An 18,982-nucleotide genomic window follows, 5' to 3' on the forward strand; every position below is an offset into this window, starting at 1 on the left:
CGGCCCCCCATCATGAAACGCACAGGTTTTGTTGCCGCTCACGTCGGCATGCTGCTCTGGGCACTGTTGATTGCCGTCTCGTTTTCCGCGGCAGCCCAGGTCAGTCAGGCCATCGACCCGATTCTGCTCACCGGTTTGCGCTTGCTGTTTTGCGCCCTGGTGTTTTTCCCCCTGCTGCTGTTCAAGGGCGATACCGCCATGAACATCCAAGGACTGCTCAGTCATGCGGTGCTCGGTATGCTGCTGGCGCTGTATTTCGGCTCGTTGTTCGAAGCGCTGCGCTACACCTCGGCAGTGAGCACCGGAACGATGTTCGCGCTGGTGCCGTTGCTGACGCTGCTGTTCGAAGCCTTCCTGATACCCGACAACAGACTGAAACAACGCGTATTGCCTATGCTGATTGCCGCAGCCGGTGCCGTGCTGCTGGTGTGGAAAGGTGCAGGCCCCGGCGAACTGCCATCGCTGTATGCAGTGTCGGTGTATGGGGTCGGTTGCCTGGCGATGGCGCTCTACTCGCCTCTGAGTCAACGATTCAAGGCCAATAGCCTCAAGGGGCGCGGCCCGGTGGGCATGACTTTCTGGAACATGCTGTTCGGGGCGCTGTTTCTATTGGCGTTCTGTGGGTTCAGCGGCGGCTGGCGATCGGCGTCGTTGCTGACGGTGAGCGATCTTTGGTGGTTGATCTATCTGGCACTGTTCGCCACCTTGGCGACCTTCTGGTTACTGCATCGAGCCATTGGCGTCATCGCACCCTCCTCGGTCATTTCCTACATCTACCTGAGCACTCTATTCATCACGCTGTTCCACTGGTTCTGGCTAGGCCAATCGCCACTTGCCCAGGAAATCATCGGCGCGTTACTGGTAGGCGCTGGCATGTTGGCGCTGCTAATATCCAGCCGCGACGCGATCCCCGCGCAGCCATCAGCGTTAAAGGCCTCTGGCCAGCTTTCGAGAGATTGAATTCATAGGTCGTGTTCGTAACATTTTCTGTCCCACAACTGACCATGAAAAATCCTACAAGGCATTCTCTTGGCACCATCGTTCCGTTAGGATCGTTCGCACACGTTTGCGCACAGTCAGCGCAAAGGGCACAGCGAGACAGAATGGATGCTGAACAGTAACTTGCTTAGAAAGCTCGACATGCAGGACCTCATGGTGTTTGTCGCCGTGTATGAGCAAAGCAGCGTCACCGGTGTATCGGAGGCGCTCTGCGTCAGCCAGTCCACAGTGAGTTACTGCCTGAAAAAACTGCGCACCAGCTTCGAAGACGAGTTATTCATCAATACCCGCATGGGGATGCGCCCCACCTACAAAGCCAGCACCATGCATACCCATGTGCTGAAAATTCTCGAAAGCATCAACCTGTGTCACGCCGGGACACCAACCTTTGACCCGACCTTGCAACCGGTCACCTTCAATATCTGCGCGCCGGAGTACTTCGAGCAGTTGATCCTGCCGCGCCTGCTGAAAAGCTTTGATTTCGCCGACCTGCCAGTGATGGTCAACATGCACAAGTTCGAAACCGACATCCCGGCCGAAGAACTGCGCGACGGCAGCCTCGACCTGGTGATCTGTTTCGGCCCGAATTTTCATCGCAGCCACACCGATTTCAACTTCAGGATGCTGCTGGAAGATGATCTGGTCTGCGTCTTCGACAAACGCGCCACGCCGCTGGAACCGCGCTTGAGCCTGCAAGCATTCACTCAACGCCGGCATGTGTTCCCGACGCCCTGGACGTCCACTACCAATATGGTCGACGGCTGGCTTGCTCAACAAGCCCACAAACGACAGATAGTCGCTCGCTCCAACAGCTACAGCGCGGCGCTGAAGATGATCACCGGCACCGATTTCATCCTGACCCTGCCTCGACGCATCCAGCAATTGCTGGCCAACGAGGCAATTTTCAATCACTGCGAAGCGCCCAACGGCCTGCCGGGCTTCACCCTGAACATGCAGTGGAGTCAAAGCGTCGATCAGGACAGCGCCAACACCTGGCTACGCGAGCAAGTGATCAAAGCCTGCGCCGAGCAGGAAATGGCCTGAAACTTAGTGGCCAATGGCAGTCTTGGTGTAGGACTCTCGATCGATATCGAGGATTTCAACACACAACTGGACCTCAACTCCCGTCGGCCATTCACACACATCCTGCACCACGGCCAGCAGGCTTTCAGACAACTGCTTTTTGATCTCCGGCGAACGACCGCTCAACAGCGCCAGCTTCACATGCACGAACCCCCGCTCGCCGAGCGCAGTGCCCACCCTGAAAGTCTCGACCTTCACGGCACGAGCCTTGATGTCGAACTCAGCGCCAAACTGGCCGGAAGCGACCAATGCGTTGTTGAGTCGCATCAATGCTACATCGGCGTTCAATTCGGGCAAATTGGTGGTGTATTCCATGTGCAGGTGAGGCATTACGGGGCTCCTGAAGATTGGCAGAAAGGTCGTACATATAACACAGTGCCGCCCTACTCACTGGGACAGTGGAAAAGCCCGATCAGAACGAAGCTGCTCTGATTGAGCAGCTTCAACGCCTGCAGCCTATATCTCCTTTACCGGGGTCCGATCCTCAGTCCCTTTGATCAAACTGATGGCATGCACACAATCAGACTTGTTGACGTACGCCTCTCCACTGGCAATCGTTTCATGATTCCCCGCCCGCAAACGCCAGCGCCATTGGCCCTTGCCGGTCTGCGCGGTACCACGGGTTTGCCTGTAAATCTCAAAATACATTGATCGCTCCTTGCGATTGCTGATTACGACAGATCAGTGATCTGCGAAACCAGAGTAGATGAGGAATTTCTAAGGCAACGTCTTTCAATGTGTAGGGATATTTCGAAGAAAACCCCATGATTCACGAAACAATCAATAAATACGGGGGGCGGTAATTAAAGAGACTTGAAGGGATCAATTTTCCCATTAACAGGCATACTTTTCTTACGCTGCTATGCTGATTCATCCGACACTAAAACTTCCTCCCTCAACAGAGTTAGCCGTGCTCGAATCGGTTTTTCCGAAAGTGGACAGGCTGAACCCCTTCACTTACATCAGGACAGGCTGACCTATCACGTTCATAAGCAGCTCCTCTCGATGATCGATCCAACACCTGAAAAAACGACTATGGTTGTAAGTAATCGGTCTACTCCGGACCAGTAGTGCACTGATGGAGTTCTTATGAAAAGAACCAATCTTGCTGCTATTGTCACCACCGTTCTCGCGGGAACCCCATCAACAATCTGTAGCGCTGCACCTTCTACAGATCCGGTTTTCGCATTTGGCTTGCAGGGAAGCTACAGCGTACTAGAATTCACAGGACGCAGAAGCACGGCCACCGAGCACATGCCGGAAGGAGGATTATTTCTCAGTTTCGGCAACAAGATGACCGCTCAGACCGGCCTTGTTTATCATGCAGAAATGAGTGGGCAGTACTCTGAACAACAAAATCAGAAAGTAGAGGATGGTCAAGTCGATCTGGACTTTGGCTGGAGGATTGCTTTGGATGCGCGTAATTTTGTAGATATCTTGCTGGGCGGAGGATACAAATGGAATCGCTTTCAGCCGGACTTTAACAAGTACGACGTCGAACTCACCAGCCGCACCCCCTTCGCTAAAGTTGCTGCTGGCTACAATCATCAGTTCAGCACTACAACCCTGCGTCTTGAAGCGGGAACTCGCAAGGCAATCAATGGTGACTCGAAGCTGAAGATCAATGGCCTCGGCAGCGAGAGCCAGGATTTAAAAAACACCCTCAATCCTTTTGTCGAACTGAGCTTCCTGTTCAATCAGCAAGGAGCGATTCCGGTTATAGCATCCCTATACTACAACCGCTTCAAATATGACCTGGATGGTCAATTTGTGGTGACCGATTTCGACAAACAAACAAGGGACGAGTATGGCCTAAAACTAGGCCTCGCATTTTAACGCTGCGATGAGAATTTCAACGACTAACCGACTGAAACAAGCCTCGCCCTCGAGGCCAGCCCTGAGGCGCAAACAGGATTGAGCGGTCTGTAGAGAGAGCTTTCTGCCCTGAAAAATGCCCTGGATCAAATCGCAGAAACGAAAAAGCCCCTGAAATCTTTAACAATTTCAGGGGCTTAGTCTTATTCAATAATGGCGGAGAGATAGGGATTCGAACCCTAGGTACCGGTGAAGGTACAACGGATTTCGAATCCGTCCCATTCGGCCACTCTGGCATCTCTCCAACGGCGCGCATCATAACAACACTTTTGCCGGAAGCGAACCCCCTAAGCGAAATTTTTCCGTGCTATCAGATGCTTGCGTCGATTACAGCGGTACGCCCAGACGATTGGCGACTTCTTCGTAGGCTTCGATAACGTCACCGAGGCCTTGGCGGAAGCGGTCCTTGTCCATTTTCTTACCGGTGGCCTTGTCCCACAGACGGCAGCCGTCCGGGCTGAACTCGTCGCCCAGGACGATGGAGCCGTCGGAGAACACGCCGAATTCAAGCTTGAAGTCGACCAGCAGCAAGCCGGCGTCGTCGAACAGTTTGCTCAGGACTTCGTTGACCTTGAGCGACAGTTCTTTCATGCGAACCAGTTGCTCGGCGGTGCCCCAACCGAATGCCACGACGTGGGATTCGTTGATGAACGGGTCGCCCTTGGCATCGTCCTTCAGGAACAGTTCGAAGGTGTAAGGATTGAGCTTCATGCCTTCTTCGACGCCCAGACGCTTGACCAGGCTGCCGGCGGCATAGTTACGCACGACGCACTCGACCGGAATCATGTCGAGTTTCTTCACCAGGCATTCATTGTCGCCCAGCAGTTTGTCGAATTGAGTCGGCACGCCGGCTGCTTCGAGTTTCTGCATGATGAAGGCGTTGAACTTGTTGTTCACCATGCCTTTGCGGTCGAGCTGCTCGATGCGCTTGCCGTCGAACGCCGAAGTGTCGTTACGAAACAGCAGGATCAAGCGGTCAGCGTCATCGGTCTTGTAAACCGATTTGGCTTTGCCGCGGTAAAGTTCTTCACGTTTTTCCATGATGGGCTCCGCTTGCTAAGTAGGTGGGCTAGGCGATGTGTCGCCAGTCGAGCCCTGAATCTTGATCGGCCAGTTGCAGCCAGTCCGGGTCGCACCCGAGGGTGTCGACAAAACATTGCCGGGCCAGCTGCGGCAGGTTGTTCTTGCTGCTCAGATGGGCCAGGACCAGGTGTTGCAGGCCTTGCCAGCCCAACTCGGCCACCAGGAATGCCGCCTGATGGTTGTTCAAATGTCCCAATTCACCGCCCACCCGCTGCTTGAGAAAGTACGGGTAGTGACCGCGAGCCAGCATGTCACGGCAATGATTGGACTCGATCATCAATGCATCGAGGTCCCGGTAGCCATCCAGCACTGTATTGCAGTATGAGCCCAGGTCGGTCAACAGGCCGAAACGCCGCTGACCGTCGCTGAAGACATACTGCGTTGGCTCCTGTGCATCATGGGCCACGGCAATGACGCCAATGTTCAGATTGCCTATTTGCAGTTGCTCGCCGCCAGCCAGAAAGCCTGCGGGTTCAATCGGTTTGCGCATCCCGCGCAGGGTTCCGCGACTGAGGTAGACAGGCAGATTGTAACGCCGAGACAGCAAACCCACGCCATGCACGTGGTCGGCATGTTCGTGGGTCACGAGTATCGCGCTCAGCTGTGCAGGGTTCACACCCAGTCGCAGCAGGCGTTTTTCGGTTTCTCGCAAGGAGAAACCACAATCCACCAGTACAAACGTGTCGTCACTGGCTATCAGCGTGCCGTTCCCTTGGCTACCGCTGCCGAGAACGGCAAAACGCATGTGATCAGCCCAGATTGTCCTGAATCACGGTCAACACTTTGCGCGCCACGTCTGCAGGCGCCACGGTGTTGATGTTTTTCTCGACGGTGACTTGTACGTTCTCGCCGACTTTGCTCAGGCGAACCTGGTAACGCTCGGCGCGGGCTTCAACTTCTTCCTTGTTCGGCTTGCTGCCGAACAGGCCGCTGAAGAAACCTGGCTGCTCGTCCTTTTTCTCGGCTTTTTCGGCGAGGTTGATGTAGTACAGGCCCAGGCTGCGGTTGATGTCTTCAACACGCCATTCGCCCTGCTCCAGGGCACGGCCAACGCTCGACCAGGCACGATCCAGGTCATTACCGACGTTCAGCACCGGGTTACCGCTGCCGTCTTCGGTCAGGCTGACACGGCTTGGCGTATCGAAATCACGAGAGGCCAGCATGGAGACCGAACCGCCCTTCTCCGAAGTACGGCTCATGCTCGCGAGCATGTCGTCGACCAGTGCTGCGTCCAGGCCGGTGTTGACCGAACGATTGGTGAAATCCACGTTGGCGGTGCTGCCGGCAGGACGCTCGGCGCTGACCACATAGACTTCACTGGTGTTGCGCTGCACGCCTGGCTCGATACGCACCCGCACGCGGGTTTCGCTGTCGGCACCGACACCGGCTGCGCTCAGGCGCTTGGCCATCGCTGCGGACAGTTCGTCGGAATGCTGCCAAGTGGTGGTGAATTCGCCGGTTTGCGGGCGTTGTTCGTCCAGACGGAAACCATTGTCCTGGAAGAACTGCACGGCCACGGGCCAGACTTCGGCCGGTGGGGTCTGAGCCAGGATCGAACGCGAGTCGCCGCTCTTCTGCAGGGAGTAGGCACTGGCGTCAGCCGATGCAGACAGCGGCTGTGGACGAGGCACGATGTATTCGCCCTTGGCGGTGTCGTCGGCTACGTTGCGCGGGATCGGCAACAGCGGATCCAGACGCTTGGCGGTGCTGACCTCTGGTGGCAGTTGCATCGGTGCAGTCTGTTGCGCTTCCAGGTAATCGCTACCACGGTCACGGAAGTAACCTTCCGGGCCCCAGATCCATCCGCAGCCACTGGTGCTGGAGATAATCAAGGCAAGTGCGGAAAGTCCGGCCATTCGCTTCATGCGTTGTACTTCCTCAATTAAACCAGGACGCCGGACTGGCGCATGGCCTGCCGCAGCGGTTCGTGACAGGCAGCGCTGAGCCAGGTGAGCGGCAGACGGATACCGTCCGGCATCAAGCCCATTTCATGCAGTGCCCATTTCACGGGGATAGGATTGGATTCGATAAACAGGGTTTTATTGAGCGGCATCAGCTTTTCGTGGATTGCCCGGGCTTTGACGGCATCACCGGCCATGGCCGCGGCACACAACTCGCTCATGGCGCGCGGTGCGACGTTGGCGGTCACCGAAATATTGCCCTTGCCGCCGAGCAGCATCAGCTCGACCGCGGTCGCGTCGTCACCGGAATAAACCAGGAAGTCGCTGCTCACGCCGGCCAGAATGTCCTTGGCGCGCTGCAGGTCACCCGTGGCTTCCTTGATGCCGATGATGTTCTTCACGGTCGACAGGCGAATCACCGTCTCGGCTTGCATGTCGCACGCGGTTCGGCCTGGCACGTTGTAGAGGATCTGCGGGATGTCGACGGCTTCGGCGATTGCCTTGAAGTGCTGGTACAGGCCTTCTTGCGTCGGCTTGTTGTAGTAAGGGGTTACCAGCAGGCACGCGTCGGCGCCGGCGTTCTTCGCGTTGGTCGTCAGTTCGATCGCTTCGCGCGTCGAGTTGGCGCCCGTACCGGCGATCACCGGAATACGCCCTGCAACCTGGGCAACCACGCGACGAATCACTTCGATGTGCTCGTTCACGTCAAGCGTGGCCGACTCACCCGTAGTGCCGACTGCCACGATGGCGTTGGTGCCCTCTTGCAGGTGGAAGTCCACCAGTTTGCTCAGGCTGTCCCAGTCGAGACGACCCTGTGCATCCATGGGTGTGACCAGTGCCACCATACTGCCCGCAATCATGCAACCGCTCCTGCCGGAAAAAGAGAGCGGTAATGGTACTGGCGCCAAGATGCTTGTACAAGCGAAGTACTGCGCTGCTGCCATTCCCCTTGGCGCTGCTTTTCGCTACCCTTCAGACTTTGATCGGTACTGATAAGCTCGTACGCCGCGTTCCAGCCTCCATTTTCGGCATCACAAGCCCCGATCCAGCGTTGCCACTCCTCGCTCTCGCCATACTGGAGCACGTTGCAACCTTCGGCCGGGTTTTCTGAATTCGCATCCGCAGGCTCGTCCGGTAAAAAAAGCCCATAAAGTATCGACCGCTCATCGCTTTAGGAATGCTGCATGTCCACCCCCACAGTTCGCGAACAATTCCTTGTCATCAGTGCCCTCGGCGCCAACCCCATGGAGCTGACTAACGTCCTGTGCCGTGCCAGCCATGAAAACCGCTGCGCCGTGGTCACCTCTCGCCTGACGCGCCATGGTGAATGCAGTGCGCTGATTCTCGAAATCTCTGGCAGCTGGGACGCCCTTGCGCGCCTCGAAGGCAGTCTGCCAGTGCTGGCTAAACGGCATGCATTCACTGTCAATGTGATCCGTAGCGCAGCCTTGGAGAACCGTCCCCAAGCCCTGCCGTACGTCGCCTACGTCAGCTCGGCCTACCGCCCGGACATCATCAACGAGCTGTGCCAGTTCTTCATGGATCACAACGTCGAACTGGAGAACCTGACCTGCGATACCTATCAGGCCCCGCAGACCGGCGGCACCATGCTCAACGCCACGTTCACCGTGACCTTGCCGGCCGGCACCCAGATCAGTTGGCTGCGCGACCAGTTCCTGGATTTCGCCGACGCCATGAACCTGGACGCCCTGATTGAACCGTGGCGCCCACAAAACCCAATGTAAGGAAGCTTTCATGGCCGTAGCCATCGACCAACCGGTTGCCGACTTCGAAGCACCCGCCACCAGCGGGCAATCCGTCAGCCTCGCGGGCCTCAAAGGCAAGCAAGTGGTGATTTACTTCTATCCGAAGGACAGCACGCCGGGCTGCACCACCCAGGGTCAGGGTTTTCGTGATCAGCTTGAAGCCTTTAAAGCCGCCAATACCGAAATCTTCGGCGTGTCACGCGACAGCCTGAAATCCCATGAGAACTTCAAGGCCAAGCAGGCGTTCACCTTCGAGCTGATCAGTGACAAAGAAGAAGCGCTGTGTCAGCTGTTCGACGTGATCAAGCTGAAAAAGCTCTACGGCAAGGAATATATGGGCGTCGATCGCAGCACGTTCCTGATCGACAAAAACGGCGTGCTGCGTCAGGAATGGCGCGGCGTGAAAGTGCCGGGGCATGTGGATGCGGTTTTGGCTGCTGCTCAGGCGCTGAACAAGGCCTAAGTTTTTTGGGCGTTTGTTCGGACGCCTTCGCGAGCAAGCCCGCTCCCACATTAGACCGTGCCGGTCTGGACAACTCGGTCAATTGTGGGAGCGGGCTTGCTCGCGAAGAGGCCATCAGCCTCACCGAATAATCACGCTTAGTTAAAGCAGCGGCGCCACCATCGGTTCCTTGCGCGGCCAGGCATCCAGCACGGCTTTGAACAGCGTCGCCAGGGGAATCGCAAAGAACACGCCCCAAAAACCCCATAGCCCGCCAAACAACAGCACCGCACAAATGATCGCCACCGGGTGCAGATTGACTGCTTCAGAGAACAGCAGCGGCACCAGCACATTGCCGTCCAGCGTCTGAATGATCCCGTAGACCGCCATCAAATAGATGAACTGATCACTCCAGCCCCATTGGAACAGCGCAATCAGCAGCACTGGCACGGTCACCACCACCGCCCCGACGTAAGGCACCACCACCGAAATACCCACCAGCAACGCCAGCAGCGCCGAATAGTTGAGCCCTAGCGCCACGAATGCGATGTAAGTCACGCCACCGCAAATGAAGATCTCGATGACCTTGCCGCGAATGTAATTGGCGATCTGCCGGTTCATTTCCTGGGCGACCCGGGTGATCAGCGCCCTCTCGCGCGGCAGATAACCGCGCACCCACTGGCCGATCATCTCCCGGTCCTTGAGGAAAAAGAACACCAGGATCGGCACCAGCACCAGGTAAATCATGATGTTCACCAGCAATGGCAGACTGGACAGCGAGAACGTCAGCGCCCACTGGCCGAACTTGCCGATCTCGCCCCGCGCCACTTCGATCGCCTGCAGCACTTGCTCATCCGACACCAAGTGCGGATAGCGCTCGGGCAGCAGCAACAGCAGCGACTGCCACTTGGCGAGCATGCCGGGCAATTCGTTGAACAACGTGATCAGTTGGTGCCAGAGCAGTGGCACCACGATGATGATAAAGACCAGCAGCAACCCCATGAATAACGCGAAAACCAGCCCCACCGCCGCGCCACCCGGCATGCGCAGGCGCTCGAGGGTCACCACCAATCCCTGCATCAGATACGCTAGCACCATACCGGCCAGTACCGGCGCCAGCATGCCACCCAGGGTGAGCACCGCGGTAAATGCGAGAAACAGCAGCACCGCCAGCACTACGGCTTCTTCATCCGAGAAGTAGCGCTGAATCCAGTCGCGTAACACTTTGAACATCAATAATCCTTAGAAACGAACGCAGCTGATTTCAGGCTTTTTTTAACCAATAACGGTAAACGCCCGCCTCATCTTCTTCACGAAGCAGCGTATGACCGGCCAACCGGGCAAACGTGCGAAAGTCGCGCTGGGAGCCTGCGTCGGTGGCGATCACCTTGAGTACCGCACCGCTGGCCATCCGATTGAGCTCCAGCTTGGCCTTGAGCAACGGCAACGGGCAATTCAGACCGCTGGCGTCCAGTTCGGCATCGTGGGTTACAGCATCAGTCATCGAATCACTCCAGGCGGGGGGTTGAGCCGCTTAGAATATCTGGTCCCAAGCGTAGTGTCCGGCTACAGTAAGGTCTTTGTCGACTAAGGCTTTGTGCATGACTTTTTTGCGCCCTACCCTGCTGACGCTCGCTTGCCTGCTCGCCTCACCGGGCTTCGCCGACGACTTGCCGTCACTCGGTGACGCCAGTTCTGCCATCGTCTCGCCGCAACAGGAACACCAACTGGGCCGCGCGTGGCTGGCGCTATTGCGCAGCCAGGTGTCGCAGCTCAACGATCCGCAGCTCAAGGATTACGTCGAATCCAGCGTCTACCGCCTGGTGGAAACCAGCCAGGTCAATGACCGGCGCCTGGAGTTCATCCTGATCAACAGTCCACAGCTCAACGCGTTCGCCGCGCCGGGCGGGATCGTCGGCGTCAACGGTGGTTTGTTCCTCAATGCCCAGACCGAGGGCGAATATGCCTCGGTACTCGCCCACGAACTGGCTCACTTGTCGCAGCGCCACTTCGCCCGCGGTGTCGAAGCCCAGCAGCGCATGCAAGTGCCGATGATGGCTGCCCTGCTGGCCGGCATCGTGATTGCCGCGGCCGGTGCAGGCGATGCCGGGATCGCGGCCATTGCCGGCACTCAAGCGGCAGCAATTCAAGAACAACGACGCTTCTCGCGCCAGAACGAACAGGAAGCCGACCGTATCGGCATCATGAATCTGGAAAAGGCCGGTTACGATCCGCGCTCGATGCCGACCATGTTCGAACGACTGATGCGCCAGTACCGCTTCGACGCCAAGCCACCGGAATTCCTGCTGACTCACCCGGTGACCGAATCGCGGATTGCCGACACCCGCAACCGCGCCGAACAGGCCAAACCGGGCGGTATCGAAGACAGCATGCGTTATCAGCTGATTCGGGCACGTGTTCAGTTGATCTATGAAGAAACCCCGGGCCTGGGCGCCAAACGCTTTCGGGCCCAACTCGATGAAAACCCGAAAAACGACGTTGCGCGCTATGGCTTGGCGATCGCCCAGATCAAAGGAGGTCAGCTGAATGAGGCTCGCGAGAACCTCAAGCTGCTGCTGGCCAAATCGCCGAACGAGATCATCTACAACCTGGCGCAGGTCGATCTCGATATCACCAATAACCGTCTGCCCGATGCTCAGACACGGGTCGACCGGATGCTCACTCAATACCCCGGCAACTACCCGCTGAACCAGGTGCGTGTCGATCTGCTGCTCAAGCAGAATCGAGCAGCCGAAGCGGAAAAAGCGCTGGAGAACCTGCTCAAGAGCCGACCCGACGATCCGGACGTCTGGTACATGGTGGCCGAGACTCGCGGCCTGTCGGGCAACATCATCGGCCTGCATCAAGCTCGTGCGGAGTACTTTGCACTGGTCGGCGACTATCGCCAGGCGATCCAGCAACTGGACTTCGCCAAGCGTAAGGCTGGCAGTAACTTCCCGCTGTCCTCGCGGATCGACGCACGGCAACGTGAGTTGATGGAGCAGGAACGCATGGTCAAGGACATGATGGGCTGACTGATTCAGAAACAAAATTTCAATCAAAAAAAACCGCCTCTTTCGAGGCGGTTTTTTTATTCAGCCGACAACCGGTTTATTCAGCCAGTTTGAAGGTGATGAAGCTGGCGCGACCCTGGCGCAGGACCCGCATCGACACCGAGCGGTTCTTCGGCAGCGCCTTGGCAATCTCAGTGAACTCCTTGGAGGAGCCGATCGCCTGATTATTCAGGTGAGTGATCACATCGCCCGGCTGCAAGCCGATCAGGGCAGCAGGACCGTCCTGAACTTCCTTGATAACCACTCCACTCTTGAGGTCGAGGGCTTTCTTCTGTTCCTCGGTCAACTCGGCCACCGAAACACCCAGGCGATTGCTGCTGCGCTCGACACTGGATTTAGGCAGGGCTTCCAGTTCTTTGCCTTCTTCGGGGATAGCACCGACGGTCAGCTCGATGTTCTTGCGCTTGCCTTCGCGGATCACTTCAAGATCGGCTTTCGAGCCAGCCTTCAGCGCGCCCACTAGGTGCGGCAGATCGGCGGACATGACGATCGGTTGACCGTTCATGCTAAGGATCACGTCGCCCACTTGCAGGCCACCCTTGGCAGCCGGACCGTCATCCTGGATCTGAGCCACCAGTGCACCGGCCGGCTTCTCGAGACCGAACGATTCAGCCAGATCCTTATTCACTTCCTGGATCACTACGCCCAACCAGCCACGACTGACTTTACCGCCGCTTTTCAGCTGATTGGAAACGTCCATCGCCACATCGATAGGGATCGCGAACGATACGCCCATGAAGCCGCCAGAGCGGGTGTAGATCTGCGAGTTGATGCCGATTACTTCACCGGCCAGGTTGAACAGTGGACCTCCGGAGTTGCCCGGATTGATCGCCACGTCGGTCTGGATGAACGGCACATAGTTTTCGTTCGGCAGGGTACGGCCGATGGCACTGACGATGCCTTGGGTCACCGTGTGGTCAAAGCCGAACGGCGAACCGATCGCCACCACCCACTGACCGGCTTTCAGTTCCTGCGACTTGCCAAGCTTGAGAACTGGCAGGTCTTTGCCTTCGATTTTGAGCAAAGCGACGTCAGAGCGCGGATCGGTACCGATCAGCTTGGCTTTCAACTCACTGCGATCGGCGAGGCGCACGAGAATCTCGTCGGCATCGGCAATCACATGGTTGTTGGTCAGGATATAGCCGTCAGACGAAATGATGAAACCCGAGCCCAGGGATTGAGCCTCACGCTGACGATCGCCGCGAGGGGAACGTGGTTGCTGCGGCATGCCCCGCTCAAAGAACTCACGCAGCATCGGCGGCAATCCTTCAAGGTCAGGCATTTGCTCGCTGGACACCCGGCGGTCCGGCAGTTTTTGGGTAGTGCTGATGTTAACCACCGCGGGCGAGGCTTGCTCGACCAACTGCGTGAAATCAGGCAACTCGATCGCTTGTACAGCGACCGCCTGACCAAGCACCAGCACGGTGGCAAAAATGGAGAGATAAGACTTCAAGCGTGGTATCGACATACGGCTCCCGTTACGACGAGCAGGGTTAAGCGATATGGAGCAAGGAACACCGGAAACGATACGCCGGTATTTTTGTTCCGGGAACAACAAACAAGGCCAGAGCCGAGGGGGCTCTGACCTATAAAAAATTTTCGGGATATTTGCAAATGAAAATGCTGGCAAAACATTTCGAGACATCAACGGCAGGGACAGTCATTGCCAACCTCTCGCACCCTTCAGGCACCGAAGCATGGCTGATCAGCTCATTGCTTGCTGGTGGCCGCAGCATCGTTGCGCATGGAGAGAGCAATCCGTTCAGCAGTGCCGATGGGAATTTCACCGACCACGGTCACCATCATATCGCCTTGCGGGGTAGTCAATCGCCGAGAAACAGCAACGGTTGGCCCCAACTGGGTACGTGTGTCAGTGACTGTTGCGCCATTCAACGGCTCCAGGAACACCGAGAATCGGGCCAGACCATCGTCGAACATCAGACTGCTGACCTGAACCTTGGTTTCCGGGTCCTTGTGAGAGGTACTGCTGGTCAGCTCGAAACCTGGCGGTAACCAGTCCGAATGCCAGACCTGAACAGTTTTGATGGCGGAAGCCTTGTCACTGTCGAGGGTAATGGGTTTGCAATCAGCACCTGCCTGCAAATCGCTGTCGGAAGGCACTTCGGCGGTGTCCAGTCGGGTGAACTGGAATCGCTCCAGCAGTTGCCCTTTGTCATTGAGCAACAATGACTTCAACGGTAAACCGGTTTCCTTGTCCAGATGCAGCTCAAAACCATAGCGATGTTGATCGCGAGGCCTCAACGATACGATCACAGCCGCACGCCCGGCCACACGGGACTTGCCGATGACGGCAAGCTCATACCAATTCTTTAGCTTTTGGGGATCGAGCGCACGAGCGGCGGAGTTGGGTGAGTCCCCCAGCCCGGCTATCAGAGTGCCGCTCACGCATTGAGTATGCCCATCAATGCGTACGACTTCCTGTGCCGAGCCGTCGAGCTGGAGTAAACGCTCGCGGACCTTGCCATCCTGGACGCGATGCCAGATGTTATGGGTAGAGAAACTACCATTACGCTCGTAGACGAAAGTACCGTGAAAGCTCTGCGTTTGCTCGGCCTGTCCCAGACGCTTCAGCCAGTCCTGGGCTTCATCGGCGTGGGCTGGAACAACAAACCAGCCACTGATCAGAAGCGTGAGTAGAGGGATGGCGCGCATGATCCTCCTTAACGGTTTTCCAGGCTTGCTGCACGAGCGTAAGGCAGAGCGCTCTCAGTACCTTTCAGTGCAGCCTGTTGAGCATGTTGACGCAAGTAACCTGGCAAACGCTGATCGTGCCAGCCTGGCTGACCTTGCAATACGCCGTTGGCCATAGGGCCAGTGGCTTGCGAACTCTCATTGTAGCCTGCCAATACAGCGGGACCCTTGACCTGAGGAGCGGTCAGACCCGGTTGACTGGATTGCTGAGCCAGTTCGACACCGGCGATCTCGTCCTGGTTATACAGACGAACACCCGCCAGCACGGCAACCGTCACCGAAGCAGCGACTGCCAGACGACCAAGGCTGCGCCATGGGCCGCGAGAGGCTTTTGCCGGTACGGCTTCGTCAGCCAGCGCAGCAGAGACTGCCGCAGCGATGTCCAGACGAGGAAGCAGCAGATCTTTGTGCATGACTGCCCGAGCGATCTGGTAACGAGCCCAGGTTTCGCGGGTTTCAACATCGTCGAAGGCATTCAATACCCGACGCAACTCCAGCTCATCCGCTTCGTTATCCATCACTGCGGACAGCGATTCCTGCAGGGCTTCACGACTCATGGCGTTCCTCTCTTGGCTGTCGCCGCTGTCTTCAGTTTTCCTGCAACAACGGCTGCAGGGCTTTATCGATGGCCTCCCGAGCGCGGAAAATCCGGGAGCGCACGGTACCCACCGGACATTGCATGACGCTGGCAATGTCCTCGTAACTCAGACCATCGAATTCACGTAAAGTTAAAGCCGTACGCAAATCTTCTGGCAGTTGCTGAATGGTTCGATGGACGGTGCCTTCGATCTCATCCCGCAGCAATGCACGTTCTGGCGACTCGAGATCCTTGAGGCCATGATCGCCATCGTAGAACTCTGCATCCTCGGAACTGACATCGCTATCCGGCGGCCGGCGGCCGCGTGAAACCAGATAGTTTTTCGCCGTGTTAATGGCGATGCGGTAAAGCCACGTATAAAACGCGCTGTCTCCGCGAAAATTACCAAGTGCACGGTATGCCTTGATAAAGGCTTCCTGTGCGACATCCTGGGCTTCATGGGTGTCGTGCACGAAACGCACGATCAACCCGAGAATTTTGTGCTGGTATTTCAGCACTAGCAGATCGAAAGCTCGCTTGTCGCCGCGTTGAACGCGCTCGACCAGCTGCTGATCCTCTTCCTGGGTTAGCATGAACACTCCTCGATAAGCTCGGAGGAGGCTTGCATCACTGAACGACCAGACTTGCAAACATAGACTCGGGCTTTTCGCAAAAGTTCTCCCCCCCTCCAAGCAAGTTTCCTGCGGGCTCTGATTTGGCACGCACGAAAAGCGCAGTGCGGAATAACCCGGCTGCGCGAATAATCTTGTCATCGGATTCGCCAGCTAAGGACCCAACCGCAAGTCCCGCACCGAAGCCGACGCTGTCCCTTGTCTCAGGCAACCGTCTATTGATCTTGAGCCTTTGGCAAAAGTTCCATATTTATAGCTGCCCGAAACCGATAGTGTGCATCCGTGAAGCGAAAAAGACTGTTAAATCCGCGATACAGTCGCCTTGTCTCCAAAGCAGTCAAAAAAACTTCCGACGAAGCGACCGGTCTTTTCCGCCACCGTAGTTTCACAATGCCATGTGGGCCCGGCTATTGTGCCGCGCCCCCCCTCTATATACTAGTGGGCTGTGTGGCTGTCTTGACTCGCCGATCCAGCTGTCTTGCGCCAACCCCGTCCCGGGTCGCTTTGAGCGGAATCCTGAAATGAGCCAACAGTTTCAACACGATGTTCTGGTAATTGGCAGCGGTGCTGCCGGCTTGAGCCTTGCACTGACTTTGCCCGGTCATTTGCGCATCGCCGTATTGAGCAAAGGCGACCTCGCCAATGGCTCGACGTTCTGGGCCCAGGGCGGTGTCGCTGCCGTTCTGGATGACACCGACACGGTCGAATCCCATGTCGATGACACCCTCAACGCCGGCGGTGGCCTGTGCCATGAAGACGCTGTGCGCTTTACGGTGGAGCACAGCCGAGAGGCGATTCAATGGCTGATCGACCAAGGCGTGCCCTTTACCCGCGATGAACAGTCAGGCACCGAAGACGGTGGTTTCGAGTTTCATCTGACCCGCGAAGGCGGTCACAGCCATCGGCGCATCATCCATGCCGCCGATGCGACGGGCGCCGCGATCTTCAGAACCCTGCTCGATCAAGCCAGGCAGCGTCCCAATATCGAACTGCTGGAGCAGCGGGTCGCGGTCGACCTGATCACCGAAAAGCGCCTGGGCCTTGAAGGCGACCGTTGCCTCGGTGCCTATGTGCTCAACCGCGGCACCGGCGAAGTCGACACCTATGGCGCGCGCTTTGTGATCCTTGCATCGGGCGGCGCAGCAAAGGTCTACCTCTATACCAGCAACCCCGACGGCGCCTGCGGTGATGGCATCGCCATGGCTTGGCGTTCGGGCTGTCGGGTGGCGAACCTGGAGTTCAACCAGTTCCACCCCACTTGCCTTTATCATCCGCAGGCCAAGAGCTTTCTGATCACCGAAGCCCTGCGCGGCGAAGGCGGCCACCTGAAGCTACCCAATGGCGAACGTTTCATGCAGCGCTTCGACCCACGGGCCGAGCTGGCACCGCGGGATATCGTCGCCCGCGCCATCGACCACGAGATGAAGCGCCTGGGTATCGACTGTGTTTACCTCGATATCAGCCACAAGCCCGAAGACTTCATCAAGACGCACTTCCCGACGGTCTATGAACGCTGCCTGGAATTTTCCATCGACATCACCAAACAACCGATCCCGGTGGTGCCGGCGGCGCACTACACCTGCGGCGGCGTGATGGTCGATCAGCGGGGGCGCACCGATGTTCAGGGCCTGTATGCGATTGGTGAAACCAGCTTCACCGGCCTGCACGGCGCCAACCGCATGGCCAGCAACTCCCTGCTGGAATGTTTCGTTTATGCCCGCTCGGCGGCGGCGGACATTCTTGAGCAATTGCCAGAGGTATCGATTCCAACCGCCCTGCCCGCATGGGATGCGAGCCAGGTCACCGACTCCGACGAAGACGTGATTATTGCGCACAACTGGGACGAACTGCGGCGATTCATGTGGGACTATGTCGGCATCGTGCGTACCAACAAGCGCTTGCAACGAGCCCAGCACCGAGTGCAACTGTTGCTGGACGAAATCGATGAGTTCTACAGCAACTACAAGGTCAGCCGGGATTTGATCGAGTTGCGTAACCTGGCGCAGGTGGCTGAGTTGATGATCCAGTCAGCCATGGAGCGCAAGGAAAGTCGCGGCCTGCATTACACCCTCGACTACCCGAACATGTTGCCGGTCGCCCTGGACACTATTCTGGTGCCGCCCACCTACGCCGGCTGAACTTGAGCCGAACCCGCAGGCGTCGGTGCACATCCGCCGCCTGCGAATCCCGCGGCACACAGATCGACCTGACCCGTCGTTCATCGCGCAGACGAAAACGCAGCACCACAATCAATGGCAACGCCAGACTGTCCGGGCGCAATTGCACGGCCTGCCAACCCGCCGCCTGATTCCACAACTGCCAGCCATCGGCATTGCGACGCAAGCCGCGAAAGGCCTGCGGGTGTGTCAGCAAAATCTGTCGCGGCAATGCCCAAACGCCATGAACCAGACAGCAAAAAGCGCCGAGCAAACTGGCCCAAACCGGTATGGAAAGAAGAAACAACGAACCCAGCGCGAACAGTTGGGCCAGAAGATAGGCCGCCAGCAACTGCCGTGAGGCATGCCAGCGGCATTCGAACACGTTACTTGGGCTGGACACGATCCAGGATCATGCGAACCATGCGCTGAAGCTCCGGATCTTCGGATTCGTTGCGCTCCATGAACCAGCCGAACATGTCCTGATCCTCACACGTCAGCAGACGGACGTACAGATCACGATCCACCTGGTTGAGGTGCGGATAAACCTCTTTCACAAACGGCACCAGCAACACGTCAAGTTCAAGCATGCCGCGGCGGCTGTGCCAATAGAGGCGATTCAGTTCAACTTGTTCGACCATGGAGCCCTCCTCAAATTTGGCGGCAAGTATACAGCCCCGCG

General features: G+C 57.3%; 21 protein-coding genes and 1 tRNA gene. 7 read left to right on the plus strand and 15 right to left on the minus strand.

All coding sequences use genetic code 11. The features are described from left to right. The first annotated feature begins 12 nt into the window (after nt 1-12). Together MEB48_RS10325 and MEB48_RS10330 are read left to right on the plus strand one after the other, a co-directional pair. Complete coding sequence (locus MEB48_RS10325; RefSeq protein WP_237884171.1) at nt 13-960, plus strand: DMT family transporter; 948 nt, start codon at nt 13-15, stop codon at nt 958-960. Between the two features lie 147 nt (nt 961-1,107). After that, nucleotides 1,108-2,043: a LysR family transcriptional regulator gene (locus MEB48_RS10330; RefSeq protein ID WP_237884172.1), complete on the plus strand. Its 936-nt coding sequence runs from the start codon at nt 1,108-1,110 to the stop codon at nt 2,041-2,043. Nucleotides 2,044-2,046: 3 nt separating this feature from the next. On the opposite strand, the gene MEB48_RS10335 is transcribed toward MEB48_RS10330, so the two are convergent. Both MEB48_RS10335 and MEB48_RS10340 read right to left on the minus strand, forming a co-directional pair. After that, nucleotides 2,047-2,412, minus strand: a complete 366-nt coding sequence (locus MEB48_RS10335; RefSeq protein ID WP_237884173.1) for a 5-carboxymethyl-2-hydroxymuconate Delta-isomerase — start codon at nt 2,410-2,412, stop codon at nt 2,047-2,049. Nucleotides 2,413-2,538: 126 nt separating this feature from the next. Then, nucleotides 2,539-2,730: a YegP family protein gene (locus MEB48_RS10340; RefSeq protein WP_237884174.1), complete on the minus strand. Its 192-nt coding sequence runs from the start codon at nt 2,728-2,730 to the stop codon at nt 2,539-2,541. Nucleotides 2,731-3,171: 441 nt separating this feature from the next. Between MEB48_RS10340 and MEB48_RS10345 the strand changes: the two genes are divergently transcribed. After that, on the plus strand, nt 3,172-3,918 hold the full coding sequence (locus MEB48_RS10345; RefSeq protein WP_237884175.1) for a hypothetical protein: 747 nt from the start codon (nt 3,172-3,174) through the stop codon (nt 3,916-3,918). Between the two features lie 193 nt (nt 3,919-4,111). On the opposite strand, the gene MEB48_RS10350 is transcribed toward MEB48_RS10345, so the two are convergent. The 5 genes from MEB48_RS10350 to dapA all read right to left on the minus strand — a co-directional run bounded on the left by MEB48_RS10350 (nt 4,112) and on the right by dapA (nt 7,801). Continuing rightward, nucleotides 4,112-4,201, minus strand: a tRNA-Ser gene (locus tag MEB48_RS10350). Nucleotides 4,202-4,284: 83 nt separating this feature from the next. Next, nucleotides 4,285-4,998, minus strand: a complete 714-nt coding sequence (gene purC, locus MEB48_RS10355) for a phosphoribosylaminoimidazolesuccinocarboxamide synthase (protein WP_007898671.1) — start codon at nt 4,996-4,998, stop codon at nt 4,285-4,287. 28 nt (nt 4,999-5,026) lie between these two features. Continuing rightward, nucleotides 5,027-5,785, minus strand: coding sequence for an MBL fold metallo-hydrolase (locus MEB48_RS10360; protein ID WP_237884176.1), 759 nt, complete (start codon nt 5,783-5,785; stop codon nt 5,027-5,029). 4 nt (nt 5,786-5,789) lie between these two features. Continuing rightward, nucleotides 5,790-6,905 carry an outer membrane protein assembly factor BamC gene (gene bamC / locus MEB48_RS10365; protein ID WP_237884177.1) on the minus strand — a complete coding sequence of 372 codons (1,116 nt, stop codon included), beginning with the start codon at nt 6,903-6,905 and terminating at the stop codon, nt 5,790-5,792. Between the two features lie 17 nt (nt 6,906-6,922). Beyond that, complete coding sequence (dapA, locus tag MEB48_RS10370) at nt 6,923-7,801, minus strand: 4-hydroxy-tetrahydrodipicolinate synthase (protein ID WP_007898664.1); 879 nt, start codon at nt 7,799-7,801, stop codon at nt 6,923-6,925. Nucleotides 7,802-8,125: 324 nt separating this feature from the next. On the opposite strand from dapA, the gene MEB48_RS10375 reads away from it, so the two are divergent. Further along, nucleotides 8,126-8,686: a glycine cleavage system protein R gene (locus tag MEB48_RS10375; RefSeq protein ID WP_030132651.1), complete on the plus strand. Its 561-nt coding sequence runs from the start codon at nt 8,126-8,128 to the stop codon at nt 8,684-8,686. Between the two features lie 10 nt (nt 8,687-8,696). After that, nucleotides 8,697-9,170: a peroxiredoxin gene (locus MEB48_RS10380; protein WP_237884178.1), complete on the plus strand. Its 474-nt coding sequence runs from the start codon at nt 8,697-8,699 to the stop codon at nt 9,168-9,170. 141 nt (nt 9,171-9,311) lie between these two features. On the opposite strand, the gene MEB48_RS10385 is transcribed toward MEB48_RS10380, so the two are convergent. Further along, nucleotides 9,312-10,382: an AI-2E family transporter gene (locus MEB48_RS10385; RefSeq protein WP_237884179.1), complete on the minus strand. Its 1,071-nt coding sequence runs from the start codon at nt 10,380-10,382 to the stop codon at nt 9,312-9,314. Between the two features lie 31 nt (nt 10,383-10,413). Then, a complete protein-coding gene (locus MEB48_RS10390) occupies nt 10,414-10,653 on the minus strand; it encodes a sulfurtransferase TusA family protein (protein WP_237884180.1) in 240 nt (79 codons plus the stop codon). A 97-nt stretch (nt 10,654-10,750) separates the two neighbouring features. Here MEB48_RS10390 and MEB48_RS10395 point away from each other — a divergent pair, with 97 nt between their 5' ends. After that, nucleotides 10,751-12,184: a M48 family metalloprotease gene (locus tag MEB48_RS10395; RefSeq protein ID WP_095051507.1), complete on the plus strand. Its 1,434-nt coding sequence runs from the start codon at nt 10,751-10,753 to the stop codon at nt 12,182-12,184. A gap of 76 nt (nt 12,185-12,260) precedes the next feature. Here MEB48_RS10395 and MEB48_RS10400 read toward each other — a convergent pair whose 3' ends face one another. The 4 genes from MEB48_RS10400 to rpoE form a co-directional block, all read right to left on the minus strand. Continuing rightward, entirely contained in the window at nt 12,261-13,691 is a 1,431-nt protein-coding gene (locus MEB48_RS10400) for a DegQ family serine endoprotease (RefSeq protein ID WP_237884181.1), read from the minus strand. A gap of 242 nt (nt 13,692-13,933) precedes the next feature. After that, nucleotides 13,934-14,896 carry a MucB/RseB C-terminal domain-containing protein gene (locus tag MEB48_RS10405; protein ID WP_237884182.1) on the minus strand — a complete coding sequence of 321 codons (963 nt, stop codon included), beginning with the start codon at nt 14,894-14,896 and terminating at the stop codon, nt 13,934-13,936. An 8-nt stretch (nt 14,897-14,904) separates the two neighbouring features. After that, nucleotides 14,905-15,492, minus strand: coding sequence for a sigma-E factor negative regulatory protein (locus MEB48_RS10410; RefSeq protein ID WP_237884183.1), 588 nt, complete (start codon nt 15,490-15,492; stop codon nt 14,905-14,907). Nucleotides 15,493-15,523: 31 nt separating this feature from the next. Continuing rightward, nucleotides 15,524-16,105 (minus strand): RNA polymerase sigma factor RpoE, encoded by a 582-nt coding sequence (gene rpoE, locus MEB48_RS10415; protein WP_003172477.1) that lies wholly within the window; start codon nt 16,103-16,105, stop codon nt 15,524-15,526. A gap of 560 nt (nt 16,106-16,665) precedes the next feature. Here rpoE and nadB point away from each other — a divergent pair. Then, nucleotides 16,666-18,282, plus strand: a complete 1,617-nt coding sequence (nadB, locus tag MEB48_RS10420) for an L-aspartate oxidase (protein WP_237884184.1) — start codon at nt 16,666-16,668, stop codon at nt 18,280-18,282. Here the strand turns inward: nadB and MEB48_RS10425 are convergent. Then, nucleotides 18,251-18,703: a protein YgfX gene (locus MEB48_RS10425; RefSeq protein WP_237884185.1), complete on the minus strand. Its 453-nt coding sequence runs from the start codon at nt 18,701-18,703 to the stop codon at nt 18,251-18,253. The two genes, nadB and MEB48_RS10425, sit on opposite strands and share 32 nt — an antisense overlap. Continuing rightward, a complete protein-coding gene (locus tag MEB48_RS10430; protein ID WP_030132661.1) occupies nt 18,687-18,941 on the minus strand; it encodes an FAD assembly factor SdhE in 255 nt (84 codons plus the stop codon). The genes MEB48_RS10425 and MEB48_RS10430 overlap by 17 nt, the downstream gene beginning before the upstream one ends. Nucleotides 18,942-18,982 lie beyond the last annotated feature (41 nt).

The sequence above is a fragment of the Pseudomonas sp. PGPR40 genome (genome assembly GCF_022014505.1).
Lineage (GTDB): Bacteria > Pseudomonadota > Gammaproteobacteria > Pseudomonadales > Pseudomonadaceae > Aquipseudomonas.

Coding starts and splice junctions, on each gene's coding strand:
- MEB48_RS10325 (WP_237884171.1), top strand. CDS start 13: ATGAAACGCACAGGTTTTGTTGCCGCTCACGTCGGCATGCTGCTCTGG.
- MEB48_RS10330 (WP_237884172.1), top strand. CDS start 1,108: ATGCTGAACAGTAACTTGCTTAGAAAGCTCGACATGCAGGACCTCATG.
- MEB48_RS10335 (WP_237884173.1), bottom strand. CDS start 2,412: ATGCCTCACCTGCACATGGAATACACCACCAATTTGCCCGAATTGAAC.
- MEB48_RS10340 (WP_237884174.1), bottom strand. CDS start 2,730: ATGTATTTTGAGATTTACAGGCAAACCCGTGGTACCGCGCAGACCGGC.
- MEB48_RS10345 (WP_237884175.1), top strand. CDS start 3,172: ATGAAAAGAACCAATCTTGCTGCTATTGTCACCACCGTTCTCGCGGGA.
- purC (WP_007898671.1), bottom strand. CDS start 4,998: ATGGAAAAACGTGAAGAACTTTACCGCGGCAAAGCCAAATCGGTTTAC.
- MEB48_RS10360 (WP_237884176.1), bottom strand. CDS start 5,785: ATGCGTTTTGCCGTTCTCGGCAGCGGTAGCCAAGGGAACGGCACGCTG.
- bamC (WP_237884177.1), bottom strand. CDS start 6,905: ATGAAGCGAATGGCCGGACTTTCCGCACTTGCCTTGATTATCTCCAGC.
- dapA (WP_007898664.1), bottom strand. CDS start 7,801: ATGATTGCGGGCAGTATGGTGGCACTGGTCACACCCATGGATGCACAG.
- MEB48_RS10375 (WP_030132651.1), top strand. CDS start 8,126: ATGTCCACCCCCACAGTTCGCGAACAATTCCTTGTCATCAGTGCCCTC.
- MEB48_RS10380 (WP_237884178.1), top strand. CDS start 8,697: ATGGCCGTAGCCATCGACCAACCGGTTGCCGACTTCGAAGCACCCGCC.
- MEB48_RS10385 (WP_237884179.1), bottom strand. CDS start 10,382: ATGTTCAAAGTGTTACGCGACTGGATTCAGCGCTACTTCTCGGATGAA.
- MEB48_RS10390 (WP_237884180.1), bottom strand. CDS start 10,653: ATGACTGATGCTGTAACCCACGATGCCGAACTGGACGCCAGCGGTCTG.
- MEB48_RS10395 (WP_095051507.1), top strand. CDS start 10,751: ATGACTTTTTTGCGCCCTACCCTGCTGACGCTCGCTTGCCTGCTCGCC.
- MEB48_RS10400 (WP_237884181.1), bottom strand. CDS start 13,691: ATGTCGATACCACGCTTGAAGTCTTATCTCTCCATTTTTGCCACCGTG.
- MEB48_RS10405 (WP_237884182.1), bottom strand. CDS start 14,896: ATGCGCGCCATCCCTCTACTCACGCTTCTGATCAGTGGCTGGTTTGTT.
- MEB48_RS10410 (WP_237884183.1), bottom strand. CDS start 15,492: ATGAGTCGTGAAGCCCTGCAGGAATCGCTGTCCGCAGTGATGGATAAC.
- rpoE (WP_003172477.1), bottom strand. CDS start 16,105: ATGCTAACCCAGGAAGAGGATCAGCAGCTGGTCGAGCGCGTTCAACGC.
- nadB (WP_237884184.1), top strand. CDS start 16,666: ATGAGCCAACAGTTTCAACACGATGTTCTGGTAATTGGCAGCGGTGCT.
- MEB48_RS10430 (WP_030132661.1), bottom strand. CDS start 18,941: ATGGTCGAACAAGTTGAACTGAATCGCCTCTATTGGCACAGCCGCCGC.